Here is a 24,222-nt window from a genome sequence, read left to right as displayed (position 1 = left end):
TAATTATTACTTAATCGCATTAACAGGGCTTGGTATATTAGGTTTAACCGTCTGCCAATGACTATGAATTACAGAACTTTGATTTTGTTCATGCTCGGTTTTAGCGGCATTCTGGGCAGGGACGAGGGGCTTTTGGGCTGCTTTCCTTAACCATTGCTCATAGCTGGCTGTCGATTCCACATAAACTGGGGCATTCATGGTCGCGAAATAAGTGCCACTGAATTGAGAGTCCTGAAGTTGATACTGGCCAATCCGATTTGGTGTAAATTTAAACTCGATGGTACGGTTAGGAACAATATCCTGTTTAATGCGAAAGTTCGGGACATAGAAACCATGCAGAACATCGGCGGAAGTTAGGGACAACTGTACAGGATGATTGACCGGTAAATGTAACTCTGAACTGGTAACCTGGCGATCGCGATAATGAAAAGACCAAGCCCATTGTTTAGCCAAAACGTCTATTTTTTCGACGGGTTGAGGGACGGCAGAATCGGTTTGAGCATAGGCAGGCGTTTCCATAAAATGATCAACCATCGGTAAGGGGCCTAACACATTCATGCGTTGATAGATGTGATAGCTATAAACCGCAATCCAGGTGACCAGTAATAGGGGAATGACTGTCCAAATCACTTCTAATTGATTGTTCCCTTTAAGGGCTGGGCCATCACTAACATCATTTTTTGCTGCTCGATAAAAAAGTAAAGAATAACTCAAAACCCCCGTTACTCCGAAAAAAATAATAGATCCTAGCGTGACCAGAAAACTAAATAAATCGCCAATCGGTTCTGCTTCGATCGCGGCCGAAGAGGGGAGCCATTGATAGGCTTGTTGTCCTAGCCAATGACTGATCAAAATAATGGCTAATACTGAGAGAGTTAAGATAATAATATTAAACGTTTTCATTCAATCTTCCTATCATCAAAAAACAGCAATTATCGTAAAATTTGATTGGGATTTTTCCCTAAACGTAATAAATGAGCGGCGGTATTATGGACACCGAATTCTGCTCCTAACTGCGCCCCTAAAGTCCCATGTAATGCCATATAAATTAATATTAGAAAACCTGCGATCAAATAACTCCACTGCACCTGTCGAGCCTGGTTTTTTCGCCAAACAAAGCGTTGATAACCCCGCCAAATGGTCATGGCCACCATCATAATTAAGAGTAAGACTCCACCCACTCCATGTAAAAATAAGGTTGTTCCGGCTCCCAATCCCCAATCACTCCCCATTGTGGCTGGCGCGTCGGCCAAGAGGATTTCAAAAAAGCCCGCCGCAACGGTAAAAAAACTAATCAAGGAAGCTGCCAACGCATTGTACCAACCCACATCAAAGAAATTATGACGATTGGCGGGTATTCCTAGGAATTTAAGCATTGGTTTTTCTAACGGGAAAAAAGTGCCAGCAAAGTCAAAAATAATGGCAATAATAAACAGTCCCAGGGTTAAATGCACTAAATTAGGATGCAGGGGAAAACGGTAAGGTAGTCCATTAACCCCCATTTCCAGATTTAATTGTTTGAGTTGTTCAATCAGATCCGGATTCATTTCAATCGACCCTCTCTAATCGCTTGGACAACCGGGACAGTGTGTAAACCAAAAACCCAATCCACCAGACAACCTAAATAGATTTGTAGGGCAATCAGAAAAATTAATAGGGTGGCGGCTCCCAAATAGGCAGCAGGAACTTTTAAGGGATTGCGAACCCGAATCACGCCTCGCCAAGCGGTTAAAGCCACTAAGAGGGCAGACAATGACCAACCATTGATGGTATGCCAATCGAGAACGGGTTGGGCCGCAGGGTAAGCTTGAGCCAAGGCCGCTTCAAATTCCCCAAAAATGACAGCAAAAAAAATAGCAACGGAGGCAACCACTAAATTCCACCAACTCACTTCCAATAGCCGATAGTTACGGGTAAAATAACCCACCAGATCACAGACATAGGCAAAAAGTACCATTGCAATCACAAAATGGACGATGATCGGATGCAAGGTGTCGGGATAGGGCAGGTTTTGATCGTTCAGGGGCAACATGGTAAAGAGCTTTACTTAGCGGGGGGCTGGATTTGCTGGTTTTGCTGGGGAATGGGGAATCGCTCATTAGGTGGGGTTTGGAGACTCACATAGGCCGCGATCGCCAAAATAAGGGGTGTCACCACTGCCAAAACCTTAACCCAAAGCCGTTCTTTCTGTTCTGCTGGTGTCAGCTTGAGGGTTTGAAGCTGTTCAGGGGAAAGGGGCAAGGGGTGATGATAACGATTAAAGGTTTCTTCCTCTAGCCAGATTGCCGTTGCTTTAAAGTTATGGAGAGGCGTAGGTAGCATTTCCAGATAGGTCGCATTGCGTATCAGATCTCCGACCTTGCCATGAATTTGTACCTTGTCAAAGAGATTGGCGACCCCATTGCCTAACCCTAATTTCATCGGGTGCGACCTTTAGTTGATAAAAGCTGTTGTAATCAGGGTTCTACAGGGAACCCATATTGATCAAGTTTTGCCCAAAATTGACTCCATCGTTCCTTGGTCAATACCAAAGCTCGTAGGCTCAAAATAATTCCTGCTCCTTTTTCCTTCCATCGCATTCCTGAACAACATAATCGTTGTTTGACCAACGTCTTACAAGCTGCTTCCGTAACACCTGAACCAATCGGATACTTTTTCTCTAAGTATTCAGCATAATCCATTTGATGCTGATGATTCTCGTAATAAGTAATCGCCGCTTGTAGTTTCTCGGTAAGATTCTTAGAATGACTTTTTTCTTCTTTGACTTCTTTCATCAGATTTAGCAGTTCTCCTGCTTTTCCTTTTTCATGCTTGAGTTCTCGACAATTTTCAGTCAACCATTCTTTTTGTTTTGACACGGTATTCGGATGCAACGCTTCTGCCAAGGCACCTAAGTAACCAGAGGCATGATAGAAATCTAATATCTGTTCTTCCGTTTGCTTTTCTAAAAACTTCCAATTTGATTCTGCCCCGTCTGCTATCCCGACCAATGTTGCCTCTGGATAACGGTTTTTCGCTCGCTCAATTTCTCTTTCCAATCTTTCTAGAAAACTCTTTTTTCCATACTCTGGTGCCGCACCTAGATAGATTGTAGGTTGACGTTCTCCCTCACTATCGTATAGGGAAACGGTTCCCACCATTGCTTCACGGTAGCCATCCTCACACATCAGCATACAGGTTCCATCTAATCCTATTCCCACTGTTGCAATTTGGCTATCCTCCTTGGGCGGGGCATAACTCCACGCTTCTTCTTTTGCCTGTACCACACTTCCTACTGCTTCACTCAATCTTTGGATATAGGATAGCGCTACTTTTCTACCATGATTTTCTAATAAATCATTTTTCACCTCTTTGCCTGCCATCCCTGACATTTTTGAGGATACCTGTTTTGCCAATAATGGCGTTGATGTTATGATTATCCTTGCTTCTCTTTCTAAGGGGCAATACGTTTTTCCTCAAAGGTGAACGCTGATATACATGACGATTCACTATAACCTCACCATAAGGTGTTTGATATTCTTTCGGTTGCTCTCCCTTACTCTTCCAGATTTCTTCACCGATTTTTAAGGGTGAACCATCTGTATCTAAATATTTCAAGGCTTCTTTGCTGGCGATGCAACCTACTTCGTTTAAGCCTTTTTGAATATTTATTTCTGTATCCAACATTGAACGACTGAGTTCTAATGTTAGTTCTATTTTTATCTTTGAACCCTCTACATTAATTAGTTTTGCTGTCATCATTGTTTCCTCTTTGTCACTTTTCATCCCATGTTAACACTTTTCTTTTCCTTCATCAACTAAAGGTCACACCCATTTCATCAGAGTCCCACGCAGTTGGGCGTTAGAGATCTGAAGGGGATGATTTTGACTTAGGGCCATCAAATTATGGGCGATCGCTGCTCCCTGTTGATAGGCCACCTGGGCCAAGGCGGGTTGGTTTTGGTCTTGAACCTGGACACAATCTCCGGCGGCAAAAACCTCTGGAAAATCCAGTAATTGCAAGGTCTGACTGACGATAGGTTGCCCATGTCGATTCAGGTGTTCGCTCGGAATTTGGGCACTAATACTTTCTAGGAGGGGATTATTGGCTGTTCCGGCTGTCCAAATCGTCGTTTGGGTCGGTAAACTCAGCACTTCTTCCCTGTCTTTGTTTTGGTAAGTTAAGCGATCGCTGCTGACGGATTTAACAGAGACTCCTAGCCGTAGCTCAACGGGAATCGTACGTTTTTGTAGAGCCTGTAAAGCTTCCTGTTGCAGATGAGCATTAGCATCCCCCGCCAAAATGCGATCGGCATGATTAATCAAAATAAGCTTGATTTCATGAATATTTCCCCCCAAGCGATCATACCAATAGGGTAATAAGTCCGCTAAGGTGGCTGCCATTTCCACTCCCGATGGCCCCGCGCCCACAATCACAAAGGTTAACAGCGATTTTTTGCTCTCCCCATCCCCATCCTCCCTATCCTCAAGCTCCCTGGCCCGTTGTAAACAAGTCTGTAAATGCTGTCTTAGGGTAAGAGCCTCTTGCCGCGATCGAAAAGCAAAAGCATTTTCCCTAGCTCCCTCTGTCCCCAAATAGCCCTGACTTGAACCAATAGCTAACACTAAATAACGATAGGAATAGGAGTGACCTGTGGCTAATTCCAGTTGTTTTTGCTGGAGATCTAACTTGACGACCCGATCTTCGACAAAGTTAATATCACTGCCTTGGAGAAGTTCTGCGTAATCTGGACAAACCACCTTTTCCGGTAATTCCTCGGTGAGCAGTTCATAGAGCATGGGCTTAAAAACAAACTGCTTTTGGGGATCGATCAAAATCAGATCGCAAAGATAATTTTGATTACGGAGATGCAATGCGGTGAATAGCCCCGTAAAGCCCGCACCAATGATAACTGTTGGCAGTGTAGTAAAAAAGTTCTTGCTTGGCTGTCGATCCATACTTTTTGCAGACAACGTCGGGTTTTAATCGCGGTAGTCATCGAAAAACTGGGCAGAAACCCAGTCCTTTAGCGATATAGCGGAGGACGGCTTTATATGGGTTAGTGAGAAACAATTAAGCCGTTGGAACGAGGCACACAGAAAACGGAGTTAACCGAAGTTAAATAGAGTTAGCTGCTTTATATTCGCTCCCTGATTGACCGATGGAGGCTTGCGCTTCCTTGGTTCTAGGGTCTGGGACTTGCCTTTGTCCGTTTTCGCCTCGAATAGTTGACCCTGCATAGGAGTCAAGCTATCCAGAAACTTCCGAGTCCGTTCTAGCAATATTTCCTTAATTATTACCTAAAAGTCTAGCACCATCGTTAGAAGAAGTGGCATAAACTTCCGTATAACCCCTATCGCAACCGATGGTTAAACCTTCTGTTTTAAGTTCGGACTTTTGAATATTAGTTGTGTAATGAATTTCCCATCTATCAGCCCTTTTAATCAAGCGTAACTGACAGGTAACTTCGTGAGGTAATGTAGTCGGAACTTTTATGGCTTTTCCCTTTTCAAGTCCACCAAAACGAAGCCAGACCACTCCATTTTCATCGAATTGTGTATCAAAAGCTCTGAGGATAATTTGATTGTTAACCCTTGTATGTCCACGATGCCAATATTTACGAACAAGAGAGCATAACTTAGGGTGGTTAAGCCAATCACGACTTTCTAGGGTTAATTGTAATACTCCTTTCTTGGAGTGAAACGTTTGATAGGATTGCCCCAGAGCCTTCATTACTTTTTCAATACAGGAAGCCTGCACTAGATGAATATCGTCTATTACATCGTAAAGAGTTGAATCCCATAACTTCGCTGGTAGATCGTATTTTTCTTGAAAGGGGCGTAGTTGCTTGTCAATCTCAAATTTAGAGATTCCCCAAGCAGCAATTCCAAATTCAGAATGTAGCCCAAGATACAAAAGTCTTGAAGTGCTTACGGTCAAGGGGTTTTGTATCAATATGTGGAATCAGCGTAATGCTCTATTTAGTGATTGATCAAGTTTGTTTGCAGGTTACTGACTCTCTAAGAGACCGAGATTCGAGGAGGGAATGCAAAAAAACTCAGAGATTAGGTTAACATCTCTTATATCCATAAAAACAAGATCATGTCTGTATCCTATGTTACCGTTTGAATTTGGAATTGCTGTTCTGATGGGATTACGCTAGTCAAAAAGGAGCCTCTAGTTGATAATAGAGGCTCTAATCACCATTAACCCAAACTGTGATGAGGAATGGCTGTGAAAACTAAAATTGTTTATAAACTATATTCTCTGTATCACTCTTTAGAACGAACCTATAAACGGAAAATATTATTGCTTATTGACGGTGGACTATGTTTTTTATCCATTCTTTGTGCCTTTATTCTGAGAGATTCCCTATCTCTTCTTGTTGTCAGTATAGATGATTACTTCTGGCCGATACTGTTCCTCCTTGCCGTTAAACTCTTAATTTTCAAGCTAAAAGGAATGTATAACCCCGTCCTACGCTACACAGGCATGGAGTTTATTTCAATGGCGGCTCAAGCAGTAATTTTAAGTTCGGGTATTTTAGTTTTTTTGGGTTATCTACAAGGGAACTGGCCACTTCCTCGTTCTGTCCTTGCCATTGATGCTCTCTTGACCCTAGTATTGATTGTCTTTTCCCGTATTTTGATTGGACGTTTATTTCGAGAACTCAAGGATCGCGTTGGTAATCATCAAGAAAGACAAAAACTGGTGATCTATGGAGCAGGAGATGCGGGTTCTCAATTAGCTCGTGCATTGCTCTACGAATCCCAATATGAAATTGTGGGTTTTGTCGATGATAATCCCGATCTTCGTCGTCAGGTTATCCAAGGGTTTAAGGTTTTTTCGCCCAATGACTTAAATAAGCTTTACCAAAAATATGCTTTTGACCTAGTGGTCTTGGCCATGACCGATTTAAGCAAAACTCGTCGTCGAGAAATTGTGGAAAGTCTGGAGCAATTACCCATAGTGGTAAAAACAGTACCACCGATGGCGAAATTAGTGTCTGGTGATGTTTCCATCAGTCATCTTCGCAATATTGACGTGACTGAATTATTGGGGCGAGAAGAGGTTCTGCCCTACCCAGAACTGCTTCACATTAATATTACGGGCAAAAGTGTGCTGGTCACGGGGGCTGGTGGCTCGATCGGTTCTGAGTTATGTCGGCAAATTGCTCAACTTGAACCCAAGTGCCTAATCCTCTACGAAATGAGTGAATTCGCACTTTATAGTATTGACACTGAATTAACGGAAACCTATCCCCAACTCTCCTGTGTGGCCTACCTCGGCAATATTAATGATGAGTTTCATCTGCAAACCGTTTTACGAAAACATAGTGTTGATACGATCTATCATGCAGCGGCCTATAAGCACGTTCCTATTGTGGAAGCCAATCCAGCTTTAGGGATTCACAACAATGTTCGTGGCAGTTTAACGGTGGCTCGCTCCGCGATCGCCTGTCAAGTGTCCAATATGGTCTTAATTTCCACCGATAAGGCCGTCAGACCGACCAATATTATGGGAGCCAGCAAACGCATTGCCGAATTAGTGGTTCAATCCTTAGCGGATTTAGGCGATCATGGAACCTGTTTTACCTGTGTTCGATTTGGTAATGTTTTGGATAGTAGTGGTTCAGTAGTTCCCCGCTTTCGGAAACAATTAGCGGAAGGTCATGCCTTAACGGTGACTCATCCCGATGTAACGCGCTATTTCATGTCTATCCCCGAAGCCGTCCGTTTAGTCATTCAAGCTGGAGCAATGGCTGTTGGGGGTGAGGTCTTTTTGTTAGATATGGGAGAACCGATTCGTATTTATGATTTAGCCGTACAGATGATCCGCCTGAGTGGATTAGAACTGGGAAAAGATATGGACATTCAGATCACCGGTTTACGACCAGGCGAAAAACTCTATGAAGAGTTATTAATCGACAAAACAAAAGCAACAGCTACCCATCATCCTCGCATTTTCTGTGCCCAGGAATATCGTTGGCCGTGGAATGATCTTGAACCGCAGTTAGAACGGTTATTGATGGCAACTCAAACCTATAATCTTTCAGACTTAATGGTGATCCTCAAAAAGTTAGTGCCGGAATATCAACCACCTTGTCTTTCAGAGGAGATCATGCAGTCTCAAAAGAACCCCAATTAGGGGTGATCGCTCTCACAGTCGGACAAAAAACCTAAGCTACAATCAGGGGGTTTACTCTCAACTTTTTAGGAAAAGACCATTATGATTCGTGCCTATGCTGCGACTGAACCGAGCGGCCCCTTCCAGCCTTTTGAATATGACCCAGGCCCCCTAGGGGACGATGAGGTTGAACTTCAGGTGAAGTATTGCGGTATTTGCCACAGCGATCTTCATATGCTAGACAATGAATGGGGCTTGACCCAATATCCTTTTGTGGCTGGTCATGAAGTGGTGGGAACGGTTGCTGCCGTCGGCGATCGCGTTAAAACCCTGAAAGTTGGACAACAGGTGGGAGCGGGTTGGTTTTCCCATTCCTGTTTGACCTGTGAATGGTGTATGTCGGGCAATCAAAATCTTTGTCCCCGTGCCGAGGGCATCATTGTTGGTCGTCATGGAGGCTTTGCCGATAAAGTGCGGGTAAACCATGAATGGGCCATTCCGTTACCAGAGGGGATGAAGCTTGAAACGGCTGGGCCACTGTTTTGTGGAGGAATTACCGTTTTTAATCCCATTCTGCAATGCGGGGTTAAACCAACGGAAAAGGTTGGAGTCATCGGTATTGGAGGACTGGGACACATGGCCATTTATTTCCTGAAAGCCTGGGGTTGTGAAGTGACTGCTTTTTCCCATAGCCCAGAGAAGGAAGCGGAAGCCAAGGCCATGGGAGCCACCCATTTTGTTAATTCTCGTAATCCAGAAGCCCTGGCCGCCGTTGCTAATTCTTTAGATTTTATTCTTTCTACCGTGACGGCTGATCTCGATTGGAGTAGCTATATTCTGGCTTTGCGCCCTAAGGGTCGTTTTCATATCGTCGGCATTGCCCCCAATCCCCTGTCCATTCCCATTTTTCCCCTGGCTTTGGGACAAAAATCTGTTTCTGCTAGTCCCCTCGGTAGCCCCACGACCACTCAATCCATGCTGGAATTTTCGCTACGTCATGACTTAGAACCGATCGCGGAAGTTTATCCTCTGGAGCAAATTAATGAAGCCTTTGAGAAACTCCGGCACGGTAAACCCAAGTATCGTCTAGTGCTTAAGGTTTGATATTCTCTGAACTAGCCAGGCGGGTTAAGGCGCGATCGCCGGTTCTTGAACTTGACGCAAAATTGTCGTAGGAGAAGGAGTCTGGGGTGAAAAAATAGCCTCTAAGGCTCCTTCTAAGGTTTTAGCCATAGCAATTTGATTTTCGTAAACGACGACGACTCTCGCTAAAGTAGGCAAACTATTTTGTTCCGCTTCTAAATACAAAGGCTCAACGTAGAGCAGGGATTCATTGATCGGGATCACTAGTAAATTACCTTGAATGACACGCGATCCTTCCCGATTCCAAAGGGTAATACGTTCGGAAATAACTGGATCTTGATTAATTAAGGCTTCGATTTGTTCCGGCCCATAAACTAATTTTTCCTTGGGCAAAGTATAAAGTAATAACTTGCCGTAATTCTGTTGATCGGAGCGGGCAAAGAGGAGGGCGATTAAATTACTGCGACTAATGGGAGTATAGACATGGGAAAGCACAAATTCCGATCTCTGGGTTGCTAATCCGGCTAACTTCATAATCAGATAATAGGGCGCGATCGCTAACTGGGTTTTTCCATAAATTTCCTTGGGAATTTGCCACTGATCTTCCCGATTATAAAAAACAGCTAAATCGGTCATGTGATAAGTTAATAAACGCTCCGATTGGGTACTAAACAAATCAACTGGATAGCGAATATGTTCTTTGAGAGCAGCCGGCATGGCCGCAAAAGGTTTAAAGAGGTGGGGAAAAATCGCTTGCCAACTTTGAATGAGGGGATCTTGAGCCGCCATAACATAAAAATTGACCTTGCCATTGTAAGCATCCACCACAATCTTGACCGAATTGCGAATGTAATTAAAAGGACGTTCGCCTGGATCGGAATAGGGATAATAATTGGAAGTGGTATAGGCATCAATCATCCAATACAAAGTATTTTTTTGCCCTTTTTCGGTTTTAGCTGTGACTAAATAGGGATCACGATCAAAGCGTAAAAAAGGAGCCAATTCCCGCACCCGTTGGTTAATATTACGACGAAATAAAATTTTGGTATCGGGATTAAAATTACGAGTGAACAGCATTTGCCAATCTCGCAGATAGATCGCAAATAATAAACGCCGTCCCAGATTACCTAGCTTAATTCCCCCCATGCCATCATAAACGTTATAAACATTATCTTCTCCCCTGGGAAAATCGAATTCCTTGACCTTGGTATTGGTCATAATATAGGTATCCGTTAATTCGCCAAAATAAATACGGGGTTTACCAATGGGAATACTGGCTCGAATCACTTCACTAGAGGTACGCAGCGCGTCTTCCTGGGTATCGGTGCCAATATCTTTTACGAAATAGAAAGGTAAACCCCCCTGATCGACTAAATTGACAGGAGATAGGGTAAAACCATAGCCGTGAGTATAAACTAAATGTTCATTAACCCAGGTTTTCGCTTTATCAGGAACGGCATTATAATCTAATTCTCTAGGGGAAATTAATACCTGATTTAAGGTTTCTTTGACAAGAGGTAGCTCGTTTTTTTTATCCTTATCATTGATCCGCTTTTGATTAGTAAGAGGTGAAGGGCTTTCGGTAATGTGATATCGATCCAGATCGGCATCAGAAAAACGATAATAGAGACGAATTTGCTGTAATTGTCGATTAGTTTGTAGAAGCGGTAAGGGATCCCACAATCTGACATTGTTTAGGGTGGGTTGATTATTTTCTAAATCCTGCTGAGTCAGTTTTCCTTTGCCTGAAAGGGTTTGGGATTGAATGGTGTCAAGATTAAAAGCCTGACGGGTAGCTGTAATACTGCGATCAATATAGGAACTTTCGCGACTCAGTTGATTAGGTTGAACGACGAATAATTCTACCATCTGTCCCCCGATCAATTGGATGAAAATTAGGGCCAGATAGCCATAAACAAGATAGAAGAAAACAGGCGAAATTAAATGATTAGAATGCTTCTGATTCGGCATTGACCACCATCCTTGCCAAGCCAATCCCAGGGCGATCGCCGTTGTTAAGACAATTAACACACTATCTAGGGGCAAACGCAAATGAATATCGGTATAATTTGCACCATATAAAACCGCATGATTGACGTACAAACGCTGAAAACGATTCAGCCAATGACCCAAGCTGAGAATAAAGCAAAAAATGGCTCCTAAACGACAGAGATGGGCGAGTTGCGGTTTGGTAAAGCCTGGAAATTTTCCCTCAGATAAACTTTGCTCAGAGCAAAGATAAATTAACAAAACGGCCAATAAAGTTAATAAACTTAAACCCCTTAACCAAAGTTCTAAAACTTGGAAAACAGGAACTTGAAAAACGTAAAAACTGATATCCTTGCCAAATTGGGGATCGGTTTGCTCAAAAAAAATGGGATGAAAAAATTTAACAATTCTTGTCCAATTGCCGGCAATAAAAGCTCCCCAGAGTAAACTTAAAATTAAGATCAGCCCTTTAACGGTACGCTGGGTTTGCCAGAGGGTTAAAGCGGCGAGAAAGCCTCCTCCGGTGAGAAGCAATATGTCAAAAGGAAGGGATTTATTGGGGATATCTGCTTGAGGGATGGCTACGGCTGAGGTGAGATTGGGTAGATTAAAATCTGGAGTCCAAACCGCGATCGCCCCTTGAATGGCCTGCATAATGACCCAGGCAATGAGCAAATTAATCCCTAAAATTAGAAAGAGTAAAACAGGTAATCCTAAGACCGGCGCACGCCCCAATGGTGACTCAGCTTTTAGGGGTGGTAAGGGCAAATAACGGGAAGGAACCAGGGTTGGCAGAGGACTTTTGGTAAATTCTGGTTTCCCGAACAATTCGTTTGCCCCAGTTAAACTTTGGGCTTGACGATAATGATGGGCTAAAAAGAATCCAGATAGGAAGGTTGTTCCCAAGGCTAAACCCAATTGCCAGCCCAATCTAGTTAAGAAAATATCTAGATAGCCTAGTTCTTGAAACCAAAGTGTTTCTATAGCTAAATGGGCAATTAATTCTGCCCCCAGAAGAAAGATAAATAGGAGGATAATAATCTTGCCGTAGCCTAATTTCATGCTTAACACCGAATTTTATCCCAGGCTTTTATAAACTTAGCCAGATCAAACCATCGATTCCCATGAGTCCCAACAGAATCAAACCAGTTTGTTGCAATCTTTTCAGAATGGGCTTAATCTCATAACTCACAATTAACCGATCGCGGGCCAGCACTTCGGGGGGTTTTTCCCAACGTTGGCCATCATACCAACCGGATTCTTCATAAATGACTTGTTCATCTTGAAGGCGATCGCTGACGTAGTACCAACCGAGCAGAATTCTCAGCAAGAGCAACCCTAAAACCCCAATCGCGCCCAAAGTACTAGCTAAAACAAATAATATCGGCCTTTTCATCGGGGTAAAACTAGCAGCAGCGATCGGACTGCTCAACAACCAACCCAAACCGGCAACAATAATTAAGTTTCGCCAATAAAGTCCTTGCCTCAGGGTTCCCCAACGAAATAACCAGGCCTCTTTTAACGCTTCGTATTCCATGACGGGCTGTTGTTCCCTCGGCACCGGACAATAAGTAGAAGAAGATTCTGGCATCATGGGCATTTTTCCTACTTTTCGGCAATATTTTCGGCAATTCCTAGGGTCGTCGCTAATTCGGGTAGAAAGATCTGTTGAGCATGGCCCCAAAAGGCTTCTAGGTTATAAAACTCCCGTTCTTCCGGCAGGAAAATATGCACAATAACTTCGCCATAATCCTGCAAAACCCAATTACCTTCCCGCTTGCCTTCCGTTTGTAATGGTAGTCTTTGATAGTTTTCCTCTAGGACTTTTTCAATACTGTCGGCGATCGCCCTGACTTGAGCACGGGAAAAACCAGACACAATCACAAAATAATCCGCTAAATAGGACACATCCACCACCTTCAGTACCACCATGTCCGCCGCCTTGCGATCATCTGCCGCTTGAGTAATTGTCCATACCAACTGTTCCGTAGAAAGGAGAGGAGGCTGGGCGGTTAAAACGGAGGAGGTAACTAGGTGCTGATAGGTCATATAGGCTAGACTATTATCCAAAAATGAAGACAATACTTTTAGGGTAACTCGAAAATTGGGATTCCCCAATCTTTATTGAAGACTTCAAATCCAACACCTCTCGTCGTATCAGCCACGATTGAGCGACAAAACTCTCCTACCTGTAAATAATTCGTTGATAGATTATCCTGTGAAACGGTACGATAGGGCTTTCGAGCTCGCGTCAGATGTAATCAACGAAAATTTTACATCAGGAGAAGTTTTAAAGTTGAGGTTCAATCCCCAGCGATCGCAATTGAGCAACCAGTTGCTCAACTCTTTGTTTTTCTAGATCAGCCCTTTGTTTTTCCAGATCAGCCCGTTCTTGCTCTTGAAGAGCCGCTTCTTTGGGTGTAGGAACAAGCATTTCATCGGGGGTAAAATAACGTAATTGCTGGTCATGAATGCCTAAATAGAGTTCCAATTCTTCGCTCCAACATTTACCAGAAGACGTGAAGGGAATTTCTACATATTGATGTCCTGCGAGCCGATAACCCTTAAACTCCAAATCATCGGGAGAAAACCAAAAATATTCGGGAGTTCTAAAACGATCTTGATAAAGTTGTTTTTTAATCCCTCGATCAGCTTTAGCGGTGCTATCAGAAAGTAATTCAATGATTAAGTTCGGATATTGGCCATCTTCTTCCCAAACGACCCAGGAGGGGCGAGGATGATTGCTCACATTGTTCACGAGGAAAAAGTCTGGCCCACGAAAGTCATGATCTTTGAGTTGTTGACGGCTAAAATAAATGGTGAGATTAGCCCCAACAAAGTAATCGTTTTTCTCTCGCCAGTACCAGTCTAAACAGGTGACGAGCAGTAATAGTTGAAGATAGTGGAGAGAGCTTTCCATTTCAGGTTCATCACTCATTAAGACCCTAGCATCAGGCATGGTAAGAGCAAATTGTTCGGCGGTTTGATGCATAGTCAAAATTCCTCATTCAATCTCTACAAAGTCACCCAAACTCCTGTTAATACATGATAGCATTTAAAAGTTGCTAATGTTCAATGAATCCTGCGAAGACGGCGATCGTCTTATGATGTAGGGCAATTCCTGAATGAAGTTTCCCGTCTCTTACTTTTAAATATCCCTTTTATGTCCATTGCTTTCTCGCCCCTGACTCAAAGTTATCCCCGTTTAATTTTTGCCTGTACCCTGATTGCTCTACTTTTTTGCCAAATTCCGGCGATCGCTCAAGCCGATGCCCTGGCTAAACCGTCTCAAGTAAGTACCAACAACAATCCTAATACGTCGATTCAACCCTACCTCAATCAGGCGATCGGTCGGATTACGGAATTTAAGCTAGATAATGGCATGAAGTTTTTGGTCATGGAAAATCATGATGCGCCGGTGGTTTCCTTCTTTACCTATGCCGATGTGGGAGGAGCTAATGAACCCGATGGCAAAACGGGGGTTGCCCACTTTTTAGAGCATTTGGCCTTTAAGGGAACCACTGAGATTGGAACCAGTAATTTTCAGGCGGAAAAACCTTTACTGAATCAATTGGATAATTTAGCCGAACAACTTCACCAGGCTAGAGCGAAGAATGATACCTTGGCAACCCAAAAATTAGAAAAGGAATTTGAGAAAGTTCAGACAGAAGCAGGACAATACGTTAAACGCAATGAATTTGGCAAAATTGTTCAAGAATCGGGCGGTGTTGGCATTAACGCAGCCACTTCCACAGATTCCACCGTCTATTTCTATAGCTTTCCCGCCAACAAGTTAGAACTCTGGATGTCTTTGGAGTCGGAACGTTTTCTGCAACCTGTTTTCCGTGAATTTTATAAAGAACAAGAAGTTATTCTCGAAGAACGACGGATGCGAACTGAAAATAGTCCCATCGGGCAAATGGTGGAGGCTTTTCTCGGAACGGCTTTTACGACTCATCCCTATAAACGCCCTGTGATTGGCTATGACCGCGATATTCGCAATCTGAATCGGCAGGATGTGGCTAAGTTCTTTCAGACCTACTATGGCCCTAGTAATTTGACGGTGGCGATCGTGGGGGATGTGGATCCCAAGGAAGTTAAACGATTGGCAGAAATTTATTTTGGTCGTTTTCCCCAAAAGCCCACTCCTCCTCCCTTGGCGATCGTGGAACCGAAACAAACCCAAACCAAAGAAGTGACTTTAACCTTACCCTCTCAACCTTGGTATTTGGAAGGCTATCATCGTCCAGCTTTAGATAGTGCTGATAATGCCACCTTTGAGGTTATTTCTACCATTATGAGTAGTGGTCGTACTTCTCGTTTATATAAAACCTTAGTGGAAGATAAGCAGGTTGCTTTGGTTGCTGAGGGAGATAATGGCTTTCCAGGAGATAAGTATCCGAATTTGATGCTGTTTTATGCTCAAACAGCCCCGAATGTGACGGTAGAACAGGCTGGTCAGGCTCTGCGTCAAGAAATTGAACGTCTGAAAACCGAACCTGTTTCCGAAGAGGAGTTAGAACGGGCAAAAAATCAATTACAAGCCGGTTTACTTCGTTCCCTCGATTCTAATCAGGGTATGGCCCGCCTCTTAACTGAATATGAGGTGAAAACAGGGGATTGGCGTAATTTATTTAATCAGTTGACGGCGATCGCGGCTGTTACGCCAGCAGATATTCAACGGGTAGCCCAACAGACTTTTACACCAGAAAATCGTACTATTGGCCGCATTTTATCGGATGCTTCCCAAGGTGCTGGAACTTCTACTCATTCTAAAGAGTAAAGGTTCTGCATTTCCTCTTCCTCTTTACTTACAAAACTAATTTTCCACAAGTGTTTATACTCATTGCAGAGCTGAGATGCTCCTGATCGGACTTAACATGGGTGAGCGATCTTCATTAAATCAGCAAATCCGCTTTTGTTATGAAACCCTGTATATCGACTATTGTTTTCAAGAGATCAATAGACTACTATAACTTCTTGATCTTAAACACGAATGATCGTTATATGTTAGTCCTTAGTAAACAAAAGGATAAATTTTCATTGCCAGTCGGCGAAGCTACTAAGGTTTTACCAGAAAAATGGGTAAAAGCCTTGCCCTTCTAGGGCGACTTCCAGAGCAACTCAATGTTTTATCTGCAATCTTTTGTGATAAACTAGGGGAATGATAGTCAGAGAAGCCAAACTACTGAACGGAGCAAAAGAGCAATACCAATCTCTTGATGAAGCTATCCGTACCGCGCAATTTATCAGGAATAAAGCGGTCAGGTATTGGATGGATAATCAAGGGGTAGGTAAAGCGGATTTGTATGTGCTATGCAAAAATTTAGCCAAGGAATTTCCTTTTGCGAAAAAGTTGAATTCGGCGGCTAGACAAGCTAGTGCGGAACGTGCTTGGGCTTCTATATCCAGTTTCTACAGTCGTTGCAGAAAAGGAGAAAAGAAGAAAGGCTATCCCCAGTTTAAAAAACATTGTCGCTCTGTAGAATATAAAGTCTCAGGATGGAAACTATCTGATGATTGCATGAAAATTGTTTTCACTGATGGTTTTAATGCTGGTTCCTTGCGGCGATATACATTTCTTGACATTTCCCTTTGTTCCCTGTTAGGGAACAAGATTCCGCTCCTCCAGCCATTTTGAGTACAAAATTCTCAGGTTGGGAAAGATTCCCCCAGAAAAGGTAAAGAAAGACAAATAACCCGATAAAATGAGGTTATCCGATAAAATCACTGCGCTCAGCGCGACCAAGAAGTAGTAGAGAAGACCTATGCCCCTAGCCGTTGGTGTTATTCAAACCCTGGGATTTCCGCCAGTTCTGGCTGCGGCCGATGCAATGGTCAAAGGGGGAAGAGTTACCCTGGTTTATTATGATTTGGCAGAGCGGGGCGAGTTTTTAGTCGCTATTCGTGGCCCCATTTCAGAGGTCAAAATGGCCGTTGATCAAGGTTTACAAGCTGCCGCCGAAACGCCAGGTGGTGAGGTAATTAGTTACTATATTGTGCCCAATCCCCCAGAAAATGTCTTGGCAGTTCTACCTATCGAATTTACAGATAAGGTCGCTCGTTTCCGAACCTAAGCAACCATAGCGGTCTGTCCCCCCAGTACCGTATAGTGAGTGACTGGGATCAATCTTTTTCCCAGGGAACGCTCTATCTGGTGCGGCGTTAATCGTGGATTTAGTTTTTTAAGGAGTCTTGTTATTATGGCGGCTCAATCTGCTGTCGGTTCAATTGAAACGAAAGGTTTTCCAGGTATCTTAGCTGCGGCTGATGCGATGGTTAAAGCAGGAAGAATTACCATTGTGGGTTATATTCGGGCCGGTAGTGCTCGTTTTACCCTCAATATTCGGGGAGATGTACAGGAAGTAAAAACCGCAATGGCAGCCGGTATTGAAGCAGTCGGGAAAACGGAGGGTGCGGTAGTGGAAACCTGGGTGATTATTGCCCGCCCCCATGAGAATGTGGTTGCCGTGTTGCCAATTGATTTCAGTGATGAAGTGGAACCTTTCCGGGAAGCCGCCGAAGGTTTAGTACGTCGTTAGGATTGGCTTTTGTCTGAAAATTAGGTTAAAGAATCAGAGTACACATCTATTAATTAACATTGTTTTGCCCCCCAGCCTACCAACCTTGGGGGGGGGAATAGTATGGGGATTAAGATGGCTCAAAAAGTTAACTCTGATGACTAGAACATAATGCAGAAGTAAGGGTCTTTCCGTCTCCTAATTTATTATGCTAAAAGTCTGTGTCGATGCGACGGCGGTGAGAGGAAAATTAAGTGGTGTGGGCTTTTATAATCTCAGTTTGATTCAGGCATTACAGGATTTACAGCGTCAAGAAGATTTTCAATTAAGTGTATATTTTCAACCGGCCCTTAAAGCCTGGCTTCAGGGGAATTTATCGCCTTCTCCTCTTTTAGCAAATGTTTCCCAACACTATTGTTTACCGCTTCCCGTCACGATCGCCGATTTGTTGATGCGATTTCCTAACTCACGATTGGAAGGACTAGAGAGAAGACTGGAGCAGCCCGATATTGTCCAAGGAACAGATCATTTTGTGTTTCCCTGTCGTCATAGTCGCAATATTCTGACCATTCATGATCTCACTTTTATTAAATATCCCCAATACGTTTCTAAAATTGTCACCACCTACCGAGATCGCCTTCAGCGCAGTTTAAAATGGACAGATGCGGTTATTACTTTTGCGGAAAATACTAAACAGGATTTAATTGAGTATTTTAAGATCCAACCAGAGCGAATTTATGTTACGCCCCAAGCCAGTCGTTATCAGATTAATGATCTTGCCTCTGAACAAATTCAGAGCTTAAAAAGCCAAAGTCATTATGATTTTAAACGGCCCTATCTGTTGTTTGTTGGTACTCTGGAACCACGCAAAAATATTATTAGTTTAATTAAAGCTTTTAACTATCTTAAATCGACCCATAAAATTGAACATCAACTGCTTTTAATTGGGCAACTAGGTTGGAAATATGAAAGTATTTTAGCCGCCATGCAAAATTCTCCCTATGCGGCCGAAATTCATCACCTCAGTTATTTGAGCAATGAGCAGGTGGCTCTCTTCTATTCCCAGGCTGAAGTTTTTGTCTATCCTTCTTTTTATGAAGGTTTTGGACTACCGATTTTAGAAGCCATGACTTTAGGAACACCGGTTATCACTTCTAACAGTTCTTCTTTGCCTGAAGTGACAGGAGATGCTGCCCGACTAATTAATGCCAATGATTTTTTGGAACTGGCGGAAACCATTTTTCAAGTAATCAGCGATCGCACTCTTCGCGCCCAATTAATTGGTAAAGGGCAAGAACGGGCCAGACAATTTTCCTGGACAAAAACAGCCCAAACAACTCTGCAAGTCTATCGTTCTGTTTTGGAGTTTTAACTTTGGGATACTAATCCTTGAATATAGGCATTAAATCCGGCTCCATCTAGATAGGAAACGGTATGCTCTCCATTTTGTACCCAATAGTCATTACCTAGACGAACAAATTGTCGTTTATTGCCCTGTCCGACGATCGCCACCACTGGAACCTTGGCCTTACTGCGATCACCGGATTGCTCCTGTAGAATGCCCTTGAGTTGAACCTGGGTAGCCGGATTCAGAGCCTGTTGAGGACTGAGATTCACCATTACCATCTGCACTTTTTCAATTAATTCCAAATCTTCCACAATTAATTGAACGCGATCGTCTCGTTTATCAATTTTACCCCAAAGCATTACCTGACTTTGTTCGAGCAATATCTCTTGCAACCGTTCATATTCATCGGCAAAAACCACCGCTTCCGCCTGACCCGAAACATCTTCCAAGGTTAAAAAGGCCATCGGTTTCCCTGTTTTCGTGACAATCTTTTTAACTGCAATTAAAATAGTGACAGCACTCACCTTTTGACGAATCTTATAGGCATCGAGATCACTTAAATTAATAGGAGATAAAAATTTGGCTGCCTGTTGCACAGATTTTAATGGATGTTCAGACACATAAAAACCTAAATGTTCTTTTTCTAATCGTAGCTTTTCCTGAAGCGAAAAATCAGCAACTGGGGGTGCGCTAGGAATTTGTGCAAAGGTTTTCTGTTTGGAAGTCTCTGCTAAGGCGGATCCGACTAAATCAAATAAATTGGTCTGGCCACTTTCTTTTTCTTTGGCCCGCTTTTGAGACCAGGCAATGACCAGATCCACATCCTGTAATAGCTGATTCCGATTGCTTTGAATCCCATCAAACGCACCACAGAGAATCAAGGTTTCTAAAGCTCGACGATTTACCACCCGCAGATCTACCTGAGAACAAAAGTCTGCCAAGGAAGTAAATTTTCCACCTGTCACTTCCCTCGCACGCAAAATATTGTCGATCGCCCCTTCTCCCAAGTTCCGAACCGCCGAAAAGCCAAAGAGAATGCTCTGACCATGAGGGGTAAAATGTTTTTGAGAACGGTTAATATCTGGCGGTTCAACCGTGATGCCCAGTTTTTGGCAATTTTCCCGATATTTTTCAATTTTTTCCTGACTATCACTACTGGCCGTTAACAGAGCCGTCATGTATTCGACAGGATAGTTGGCCTTAAGATAGGCTGTCTGATAGGTAATATAGGCGTAGGCAGTGGAGTGGGATTTGTTAAAACAATTGGCGGCAACTAAACCATTGTCTAACAGAAAATTATGATCCTGAACCACGCCAATATCATAGACAGGTTGAATACCAAGGGATTTTCGGCTGATAATTTTAACCATCGTTTTCGGAGACAGGCATCGGTTTAAGCATTTCTCCTACTTTAACTTGAAAATCAGGAAAGAAGAGCGGCGCAATACTCTGCCGTTCCGATAGGATTTGTTCCTGTTGATAACCCTCCTCTGTCGGTTGTCGATAAACATAAAGTTGCCGTTTTGCCAGATCCAATACCCAATAGTCTGGAATTTTTGCCTCGGCATAAACTTGTTTTTTGAGGGTTAAATCAGTTTTTAAAGTGCTATCAGCAATTTCAATAATCAAATAAACGTCTTCTGCTTTAGGGTGGCGATCGTCGTAATCTAAGGGATCGCTTTTGACCAGCGCAAGATCAGGTTCAGGTTCAGAACGGTTATCTAGTTGAATGGGTAATTGCGATCGCACCAGAAACCGAGGTTGAACAGGTTGATTGAGAAGGCGATTAGTTCGAGTGATGGCGGCGGCGTGAAAACTTCCTTGGGGAGTCATATTTCTAATAATTTGTCCTGCAATTAATTCAACTTTTTCGTCAGGTTGCAATATCCCTGTTTTAGCCATTTGATAATATTCATCGACTGTCCAGGGACGCAGTAAAAATGAGGAAGAATCCATTACCTGAACTAGCAAGTCTTTTGTGTTTAACTGACCCATAATCTTTCAGAATAAGCCCTCGAATGATGTAAACAAATGTTGACGGTTAGCGTACTTGCTTTTTCTAGCCTAACTAATTTGGTGAATTTTTGTCGCTCAATGTTAAGCAACTAATTTAATGCAACGGATTTTACTATTGACAAAATCAAAAATATTTAATAAAAAAAACTTGACTTTTGAGAGGAAACTGAGGTAGAGTGATTAGAGTTTTTTCGTCAACAGAAGAGGAAATCCATGAACACATTAACTAAACTTATCGTAAAGAGCGCGATCGGGGGAGGGTACGCTTATCGGTCTAGGTTTGCTATCTGTACCCGCCCAGGCACTCAATATTACCTATACCTTTGATAGTAGTTTTGATGGTCAGTCATCAGTGAGTCAGACTGTGGGGGGTGTGACTGGAACTTTCTTTGGTATTAATCGTAACAGTGGTAGTGACAGTGGTAAATTTAGTGCTACTGCTAATGGCATTTTCCTGGATTCTCCTGAGTTTGCTGGGAATCAGTTTAATATCTCCTTTAATCAAGCGGTTAAATTCCTGTCTTACGGAGTGACTAAGTCATTTATCGCTTCTGGTCGAACTGCAACCTTTGATCTATCCAATCCCAACGGAACAGGTTCTACGGGCAACAACCTCGCCAGTGTGGGAACTTTTAACTTGAACAATCAGTTCACCCTCAGTGCAGGTCAGACTTCGACTTTAACTGCTTCCTTATCTAACCCTATCTTGGATACTGCTCAAATCCAAAGTATCACCGTTGACTACACTCCTACTGCTGTTCCTTGGGAAACGGATGCGCTGCCGGTTGTGGGTAGCACCATTCTTTTTGGGTTAGGAGTTTGGGGTAAGCGTAAGTTTGCCAAGCCCCTCCAAAAATAGGGTTTCTGGCAATGGATAGTTGATAATTGATAATTGACACAGCACCTATCAGGATCTTAACGTATCGTTTTTTCTGTATGCCACGGGTGTGACCTTTAGTTGATGAAGGAAAAGAAAAGTGTTAACATGGGATGAAAAGTGACAAAGAGGAAACAATGATGACAGCAAAACTAATTAATGTAGAGGGTTCAAAGATAAAAATAGAACTAACATTAGAACTCAGTCGTTCAATGTTGGATACAGAAATAAATATTCAAAAAGGCTTAAACGAAGTAGGTTGCATCGCCAGCAAAGAAGCCTTGAAATATTTAGATACAGATGGTTCACCCTTAAAAATCGGTGAAGAAATCTGGAAGAGTAAGGGAGAGCAACCGAAAGAATATCAAACACCTTATGGTGAGGTTATAGTGAATCGTCATGTATATCAGCGTTCACCTTTGAGGAAAAACGTATTGCCCCTTAGAAAGAGAAGCAAGGATAATCATAACATCAACGCCATTATTGGCAAAACAGGTATCCTCAAAAATGTCAGGGATGGCAGGCAAAGAGGTGAAAAATGATTTATTAGAAAATCATGGTAGAAAAGTAGCGCTATCCTATATCCAAAGATTGAGTGAAGCAGTAGGAAGTGTGGTACAGGCAAAAGAAGAAGCGTGGAGTTATGCCCCGCCCAAGGAGGATAGCCAAATTGCAACAGTGGGAATAGGATTAGATGGAACCTGTATGCTGATGTGTGAGGATGGCTACCGTGAAGCAATGGTGGGAACCGTTTCCCTATACGATAGTGAAGGCGAACGTCAACATACAATCTATCTAGGTGCGGCACCAGAGTATGGAAAAAAGAGTTTTCTAGAAAGATTAGAAAGAGAAATTGAGCGAGCGAAAAACCGTTATCCAGAGGCAACATTGGTCGGGATAGCAGACGGGGCAGAATCAAATTGGAAGTTTTTAGAAAAGCAAACGGAAGAACAGATATTAGATTTCTATCATGCCTCTGGTTACTTAGGTGCCTTGGCAGAAGCGTTGCATCCGAATACCGTGTCAAAACAAAAAGAATGGTTGACTGAAAATTGTCGAGAACTCAAGCATGAAAAAGGAAAAGCAGGAGAACTGCTAAATCTGATGAAAGAAGTCAAAGAAGAAAAAAGTCATTCTAAGAATCTTACCGAGAAACTACAAGCGGCGATTACTTATTACGAGAATCATCAGCATCAAATGGATTATGCTGAATACTTAGAGAAAAAGTATCCGATTGGTTCAGGTGTTACGGAAGCAGCTTGTAAGACGTTGGTCAAACAACGATTATGTTGTTCAGGGATGCGATGGAAGGAAAAAGGAGCAGGAATTATTTTGAGCCTACGAGCTTTGGTATTGACCAAGGAACGATGGAGTCAATTTTGGGCAAAACTTGATCAATATGGGTTCCCTGTAGAACCCTGATTACAACAGCTTTTATCAACTAAAGGTCGCACCCTATGCCACGATCAACCAAAGTGCTGTAATTATCAATTTTCCATTGTCAATTTTCCATTCATCTGTTGTAATTCCTGTTCCGATAATCCTGTCAAGCTGACGACCTCCGCTAACAGGGTAATCGCATCTTATTTGTTACAAAAAATACAGACAAAAAGAGAGAAATATAGTGTAAAAAAGAAGCAGTCATCTAAGAGAAGAAAAGGCTATTATTTAAAAAAAGTAAGGGGTGCATCCCACTTAAGATAATACATTGACACTCAAAAGAGGAGAGTGATTGAGATAAGCACATCGTAGCCGAAGAATACGAGAAACATTATGAAGATGCCAACGTGCTCCCGACAATTTAACCCTAGCTCCCACCTGTTTAATCTTAGACTCCACATCACCAGAACCAATCACAATACCAAGCTGTTGATAGTACTGACTTTTCCCGTTAAGTCCAAAATCCAGCAATGCAAACTTCTAGAGGCTTTATCTGGCAAGGGTTTGAGTAATGATTCTCTTGACAGGAAAAAAATATTCTGAAGCCATCATCCCGCTTATCGTTCAAATTTCAAAAACAAAGGATGAAGGGAGTATGAGACTGTAAAATGGAGAAAATCTTAAAGGGCAGGTCAAAAAATGTTGGAATGGTGGACAAAAAACTTTGCCAGTTGTGAATTGGGAGACGAGAGGCTAAACAATCGTGCCTTCTCGATTGGGAAAAAGTTAAGTGAGGGGTTTGGAAAAGCCTTATCAGAAGTGTTTAAGGGAGGAAACGAGTTAAAGAGGGCCTATGAATTTTTGGGAATCCGAAAACAGACTTTGTCAAGATAATAGAGCC

21 protein-coding genes and 3 pseudogenes are annotated in these 24,222 nt (G+C 42.7%); 10 read left to right on the top strand and 14 right to left on the bottom strand.

Going from position 1 to position 24,222, the window contains the following annotated elements; all coding sequences use genetic code 11:
• Positions 1-6: 6 nt before the first annotated feature.
• The 7 genes and pseudogenes from KA717_13305 to KA717_13275 form a co-directional block, all read right to left on the bottom strand.
• Complete coding sequence (locus KA717_13305; protein UXE63506.1) at positions 7-903, bottom strand: cytochrome c oxidase subunit II; 897 nt, start codon at positions 901-903, stop codon at positions 7-9.
• Between the two features lie 29 nt (positions 904-932).
• Positions 933-1,547 carry a DUF2231 domain-containing protein gene (locus KA717_13300; protein ID UXE63505.1) on the bottom strand — a complete coding sequence of 205 codons (615 nt, stop codon included), beginning with the start codon at positions 1,545-1,547 and terminating at the stop codon, positions 933-935.
• On the bottom strand, positions 1,544-2,032 hold the full coding sequence (locus tag KA717_13295) for a DUF2231 domain-containing protein (GenBank protein ID UXE63504.1): 489 nt from the start codon (positions 2,030-2,032) through the stop codon (positions 1,544-1,546). Before KA717_13295 ends, KA717_13300 begins: the two co-directional genes overlap by 4 nt.
• A gap of 11 nt (positions 2,033-2,043) precedes the next feature.
• On the bottom strand, positions 2,044-2,421 hold the full coding sequence (locus KA717_13290; GenBank protein UXE63503.1) for a hypothetical protein: 378 nt from the start codon (positions 2,419-2,421) through the stop codon (positions 2,044-2,046).
• 35 nt (positions 2,422-2,456) lie between these two features.
• Positions 2,457-3,738 (bottom strand): annotated as a pseudogene (locus KA717_13285) (ISKra4 family transposase).
• 66 nt (positions 3,739-3,804) lie between these two features.
• Positions 3,805-4,938 (bottom strand): NAD(P)/FAD-dependent oxidoreductase, encoded by a 1,134-nt coding sequence (locus KA717_13280; GenBank protein ID UXE63502.1) that lies wholly within the window; start codon positions 4,936-4,938, stop codon positions 3,805-3,807.
• Positions 4,939-5,269: 331 nt separating this feature from the next.
• Complete coding sequence (locus tag KA717_13275) at positions 5,270-5,920, bottom strand: hypothetical protein (protein UXE63501.1); 651 nt, start codon at positions 5,918-5,920, stop codon at positions 5,270-5,272.
• A 522-nt stretch (positions 5,921-6,442) separates the two neighbouring features.
• Between KA717_13275 and KA717_13270 the strand changes: the two genes are divergently transcribed.
• Together KA717_13270 and KA717_13265 are read left to right on the top strand one after the other, a co-directional pair.
• Positions 6,443-8,128 (top strand): polysaccharide biosynthesis protein, encoded by a 1,686-nt coding sequence (locus tag KA717_13270; GenBank protein ID UXE63500.1) that lies wholly within the window; start codon positions 6,443-6,445, stop codon positions 8,126-8,128.
• Between the two features lie 81 nt (positions 8,129-8,209).
• A complete protein-coding gene (locus KA717_13265; GenBank protein UXE63499.1) occupies positions 8,210-9,211 on the top strand; it encodes an NAD(P)-dependent alcohol dehydrogenase in 1,002 nt (333 codons plus the stop codon).
• A 24-nt stretch (positions 9,212-9,235) separates the two neighbouring features.
• Here the strand turns inward: KA717_13265 and KA717_13260 are convergent, their stop codons facing one another.
• From KA717_13260 to KA717_13245, 4 genes are all read right to left on the bottom strand, one after another.
• Positions 9,236-12,241, bottom strand: a complete 3,006-nt coding sequence (locus tag KA717_13260; protein ID UXE63498.1) for a UPF0182 family protein — start codon at positions 12,239-12,241, stop codon at positions 9,236-9,238.
• A gap of 28 nt (positions 12,242-12,269) precedes the next feature.
• On the bottom strand, positions 12,270-12,779 hold the full coding sequence (locus KA717_13255; GenBank protein ID UXE63497.1) for a CGLD27 family protein: 510 nt from the start codon (positions 12,777-12,779) through the stop codon (positions 12,270-12,272).
• Between the two features lie 5 nt (positions 12,780-12,784).
• Positions 12,785-13,228: a ribosome silencing factor gene (gene rsfS, locus KA717_13250; protein UXE63496.1), complete on the bottom strand. Its 444-nt coding sequence runs from the start codon at positions 13,226-13,228 to the stop codon at positions 12,785-12,787.
• A 241-nt stretch (positions 13,229-13,469) separates the two neighbouring features.
• Positions 13,470-14,171: a Uma2 family endonuclease gene (locus KA717_13245; GenBank protein ID UXE64651.1), complete on the bottom strand. Its 702-nt coding sequence runs from the start codon at positions 14,169-14,171 to the stop codon at positions 13,470-13,472.
• A gap of 171 nt (positions 14,172-14,342) precedes the next feature.
• Between KA717_13245 and KA717_13240 the strand changes: the two genes are divergently transcribed.
• The 5 genes from KA717_13240 to KA717_13220 all read left to right on the top strand — a co-directional run bounded on the left by KA717_13240 (position 14,343) and on the right by KA717_13220 (position 19,072).
• Positions 14,343-15,962 (top strand): insulinase family protein, encoded by a 1,620-nt coding sequence (locus KA717_13240; protein ID UXE63495.1) that lies wholly within the window; start codon positions 14,343-14,345, stop codon positions 15,960-15,962.
• A 381-nt stretch (positions 15,963-16,343) separates the two neighbouring features.
• Positions 16,344-16,820: a hypothetical protein gene (locus KA717_13235; protein UXE63494.1), complete on the top strand. Its 477-nt coding sequence runs from the start codon at positions 16,344-16,346 to the stop codon at positions 16,818-16,820.
• A 127-nt stretch (positions 16,821-16,947) separates the two neighbouring features.
• Complete coding sequence (locus KA717_13230) at positions 16,948-17,256, top strand: carbon dioxide-concentrating mechanism protein CcmK (protein UXE63493.1); 309 nt, start codon at positions 16,948-16,950, stop codon at positions 17,254-17,256.
• 126 nt (positions 17,257-17,382) lie between these two features.
• Complete coding sequence (locus tag KA717_13225; protein ID UXE64650.1) at positions 17,383-17,721, top strand: carbon dioxide-concentrating mechanism protein CcmK; 339 nt, start codon at positions 17,383-17,385, stop codon at positions 17,719-17,721.
• Between the two features lie 187 nt (positions 17,722-17,908).
• Entirely contained in the window at positions 17,909-19,072 is a 1,164-nt protein-coding gene (locus tag KA717_13220; GenBank protein ID UXE63492.1) for a glycosyltransferase family 4 protein, read from the top strand.
• Here KA717_13220 and KA717_13215 read toward each other — a convergent pair.
• Both KA717_13215 and KA717_13210 read right to left on the bottom strand, forming a co-directional pair.
• Complete coding sequence (locus tag KA717_13215) at positions 19,069-20,418, bottom strand: OB-fold nucleic acid binding domain-containing protein (protein UXE63491.1); 1,350 nt, start codon at positions 20,416-20,418, stop codon at positions 19,069-19,071. The genes KA717_13220 and KA717_13215 overlap by 4 nt on opposite strands.
• Entirely contained in the window at positions 20,411-21,043 is a 633-nt protein-coding gene (locus KA717_13210) for a Uma2 family endonuclease (protein UXE63490.1), read from the bottom strand. Before KA717_13210 ends, KA717_13215 begins: the two co-directional genes overlap by 8 nt.
• 301 nt (positions 21,044-21,344) lie before the next feature.
• On the opposite strand from KA717_13210, the gene KA717_13205 reads away from it, so the two are divergent.
• Both KA717_13205 and KA717_13200 read left to right on the top strand, forming a co-directional pair.
• Positions 21,345-21,923 carry a hypothetical protein gene (locus tag KA717_13205; GenBank protein ID UXE63489.1) on the top strand — a complete coding sequence of 193 codons (579 nt, stop codon included), beginning with the start codon at positions 21,345-21,347 and terminating at the stop codon, positions 21,921-21,923.
• Positions 21,924-22,081: 158 nt separating this feature from the next.
• Positions 22,082-23,363: pseudogene (locus tag KA717_13200) on the top strand (ISKra4 family transposase).
• A gap of 273 nt (positions 23,364-23,636) precedes the next feature.
• On the opposite strand, the pseudogene KA717_13195 reads toward KA717_13200, so the two are convergent.
• A pseudogene (locus KA717_13195) lies at positions 23,637-23,816 on the bottom strand (hypothetical protein).
• 204 nt (positions 23,817-24,020) lie between these two features.
• Here KA717_13195 and KA717_13190 point away from each other — a divergent pair.
• A complete protein-coding gene (locus tag KA717_13190; protein UXE63488.1) occupies positions 24,021-24,215 on the top strand; it encodes a transposase in 195 nt (64 codons plus the stop codon).
• Positions 24,216-24,222: the final 7 nt, after the last annotated feature.

Origin of the sequence: Woronichinia naegeliana WA131, from assembly GCA_025370055.1 — a bacterium.
Taxonomy (GTDB): domain Bacteria; phylum Cyanobacteriota; class Cyanobacteriia; order Cyanobacteriales; family Microcystaceae; genus Woronichinia; species Woronichinia naegeliana.
The sequence above is the reverse complement of the archived record's forward strand: the minus strand, read 5'-3'. Positions and strand labels throughout refer to the sequence as shown.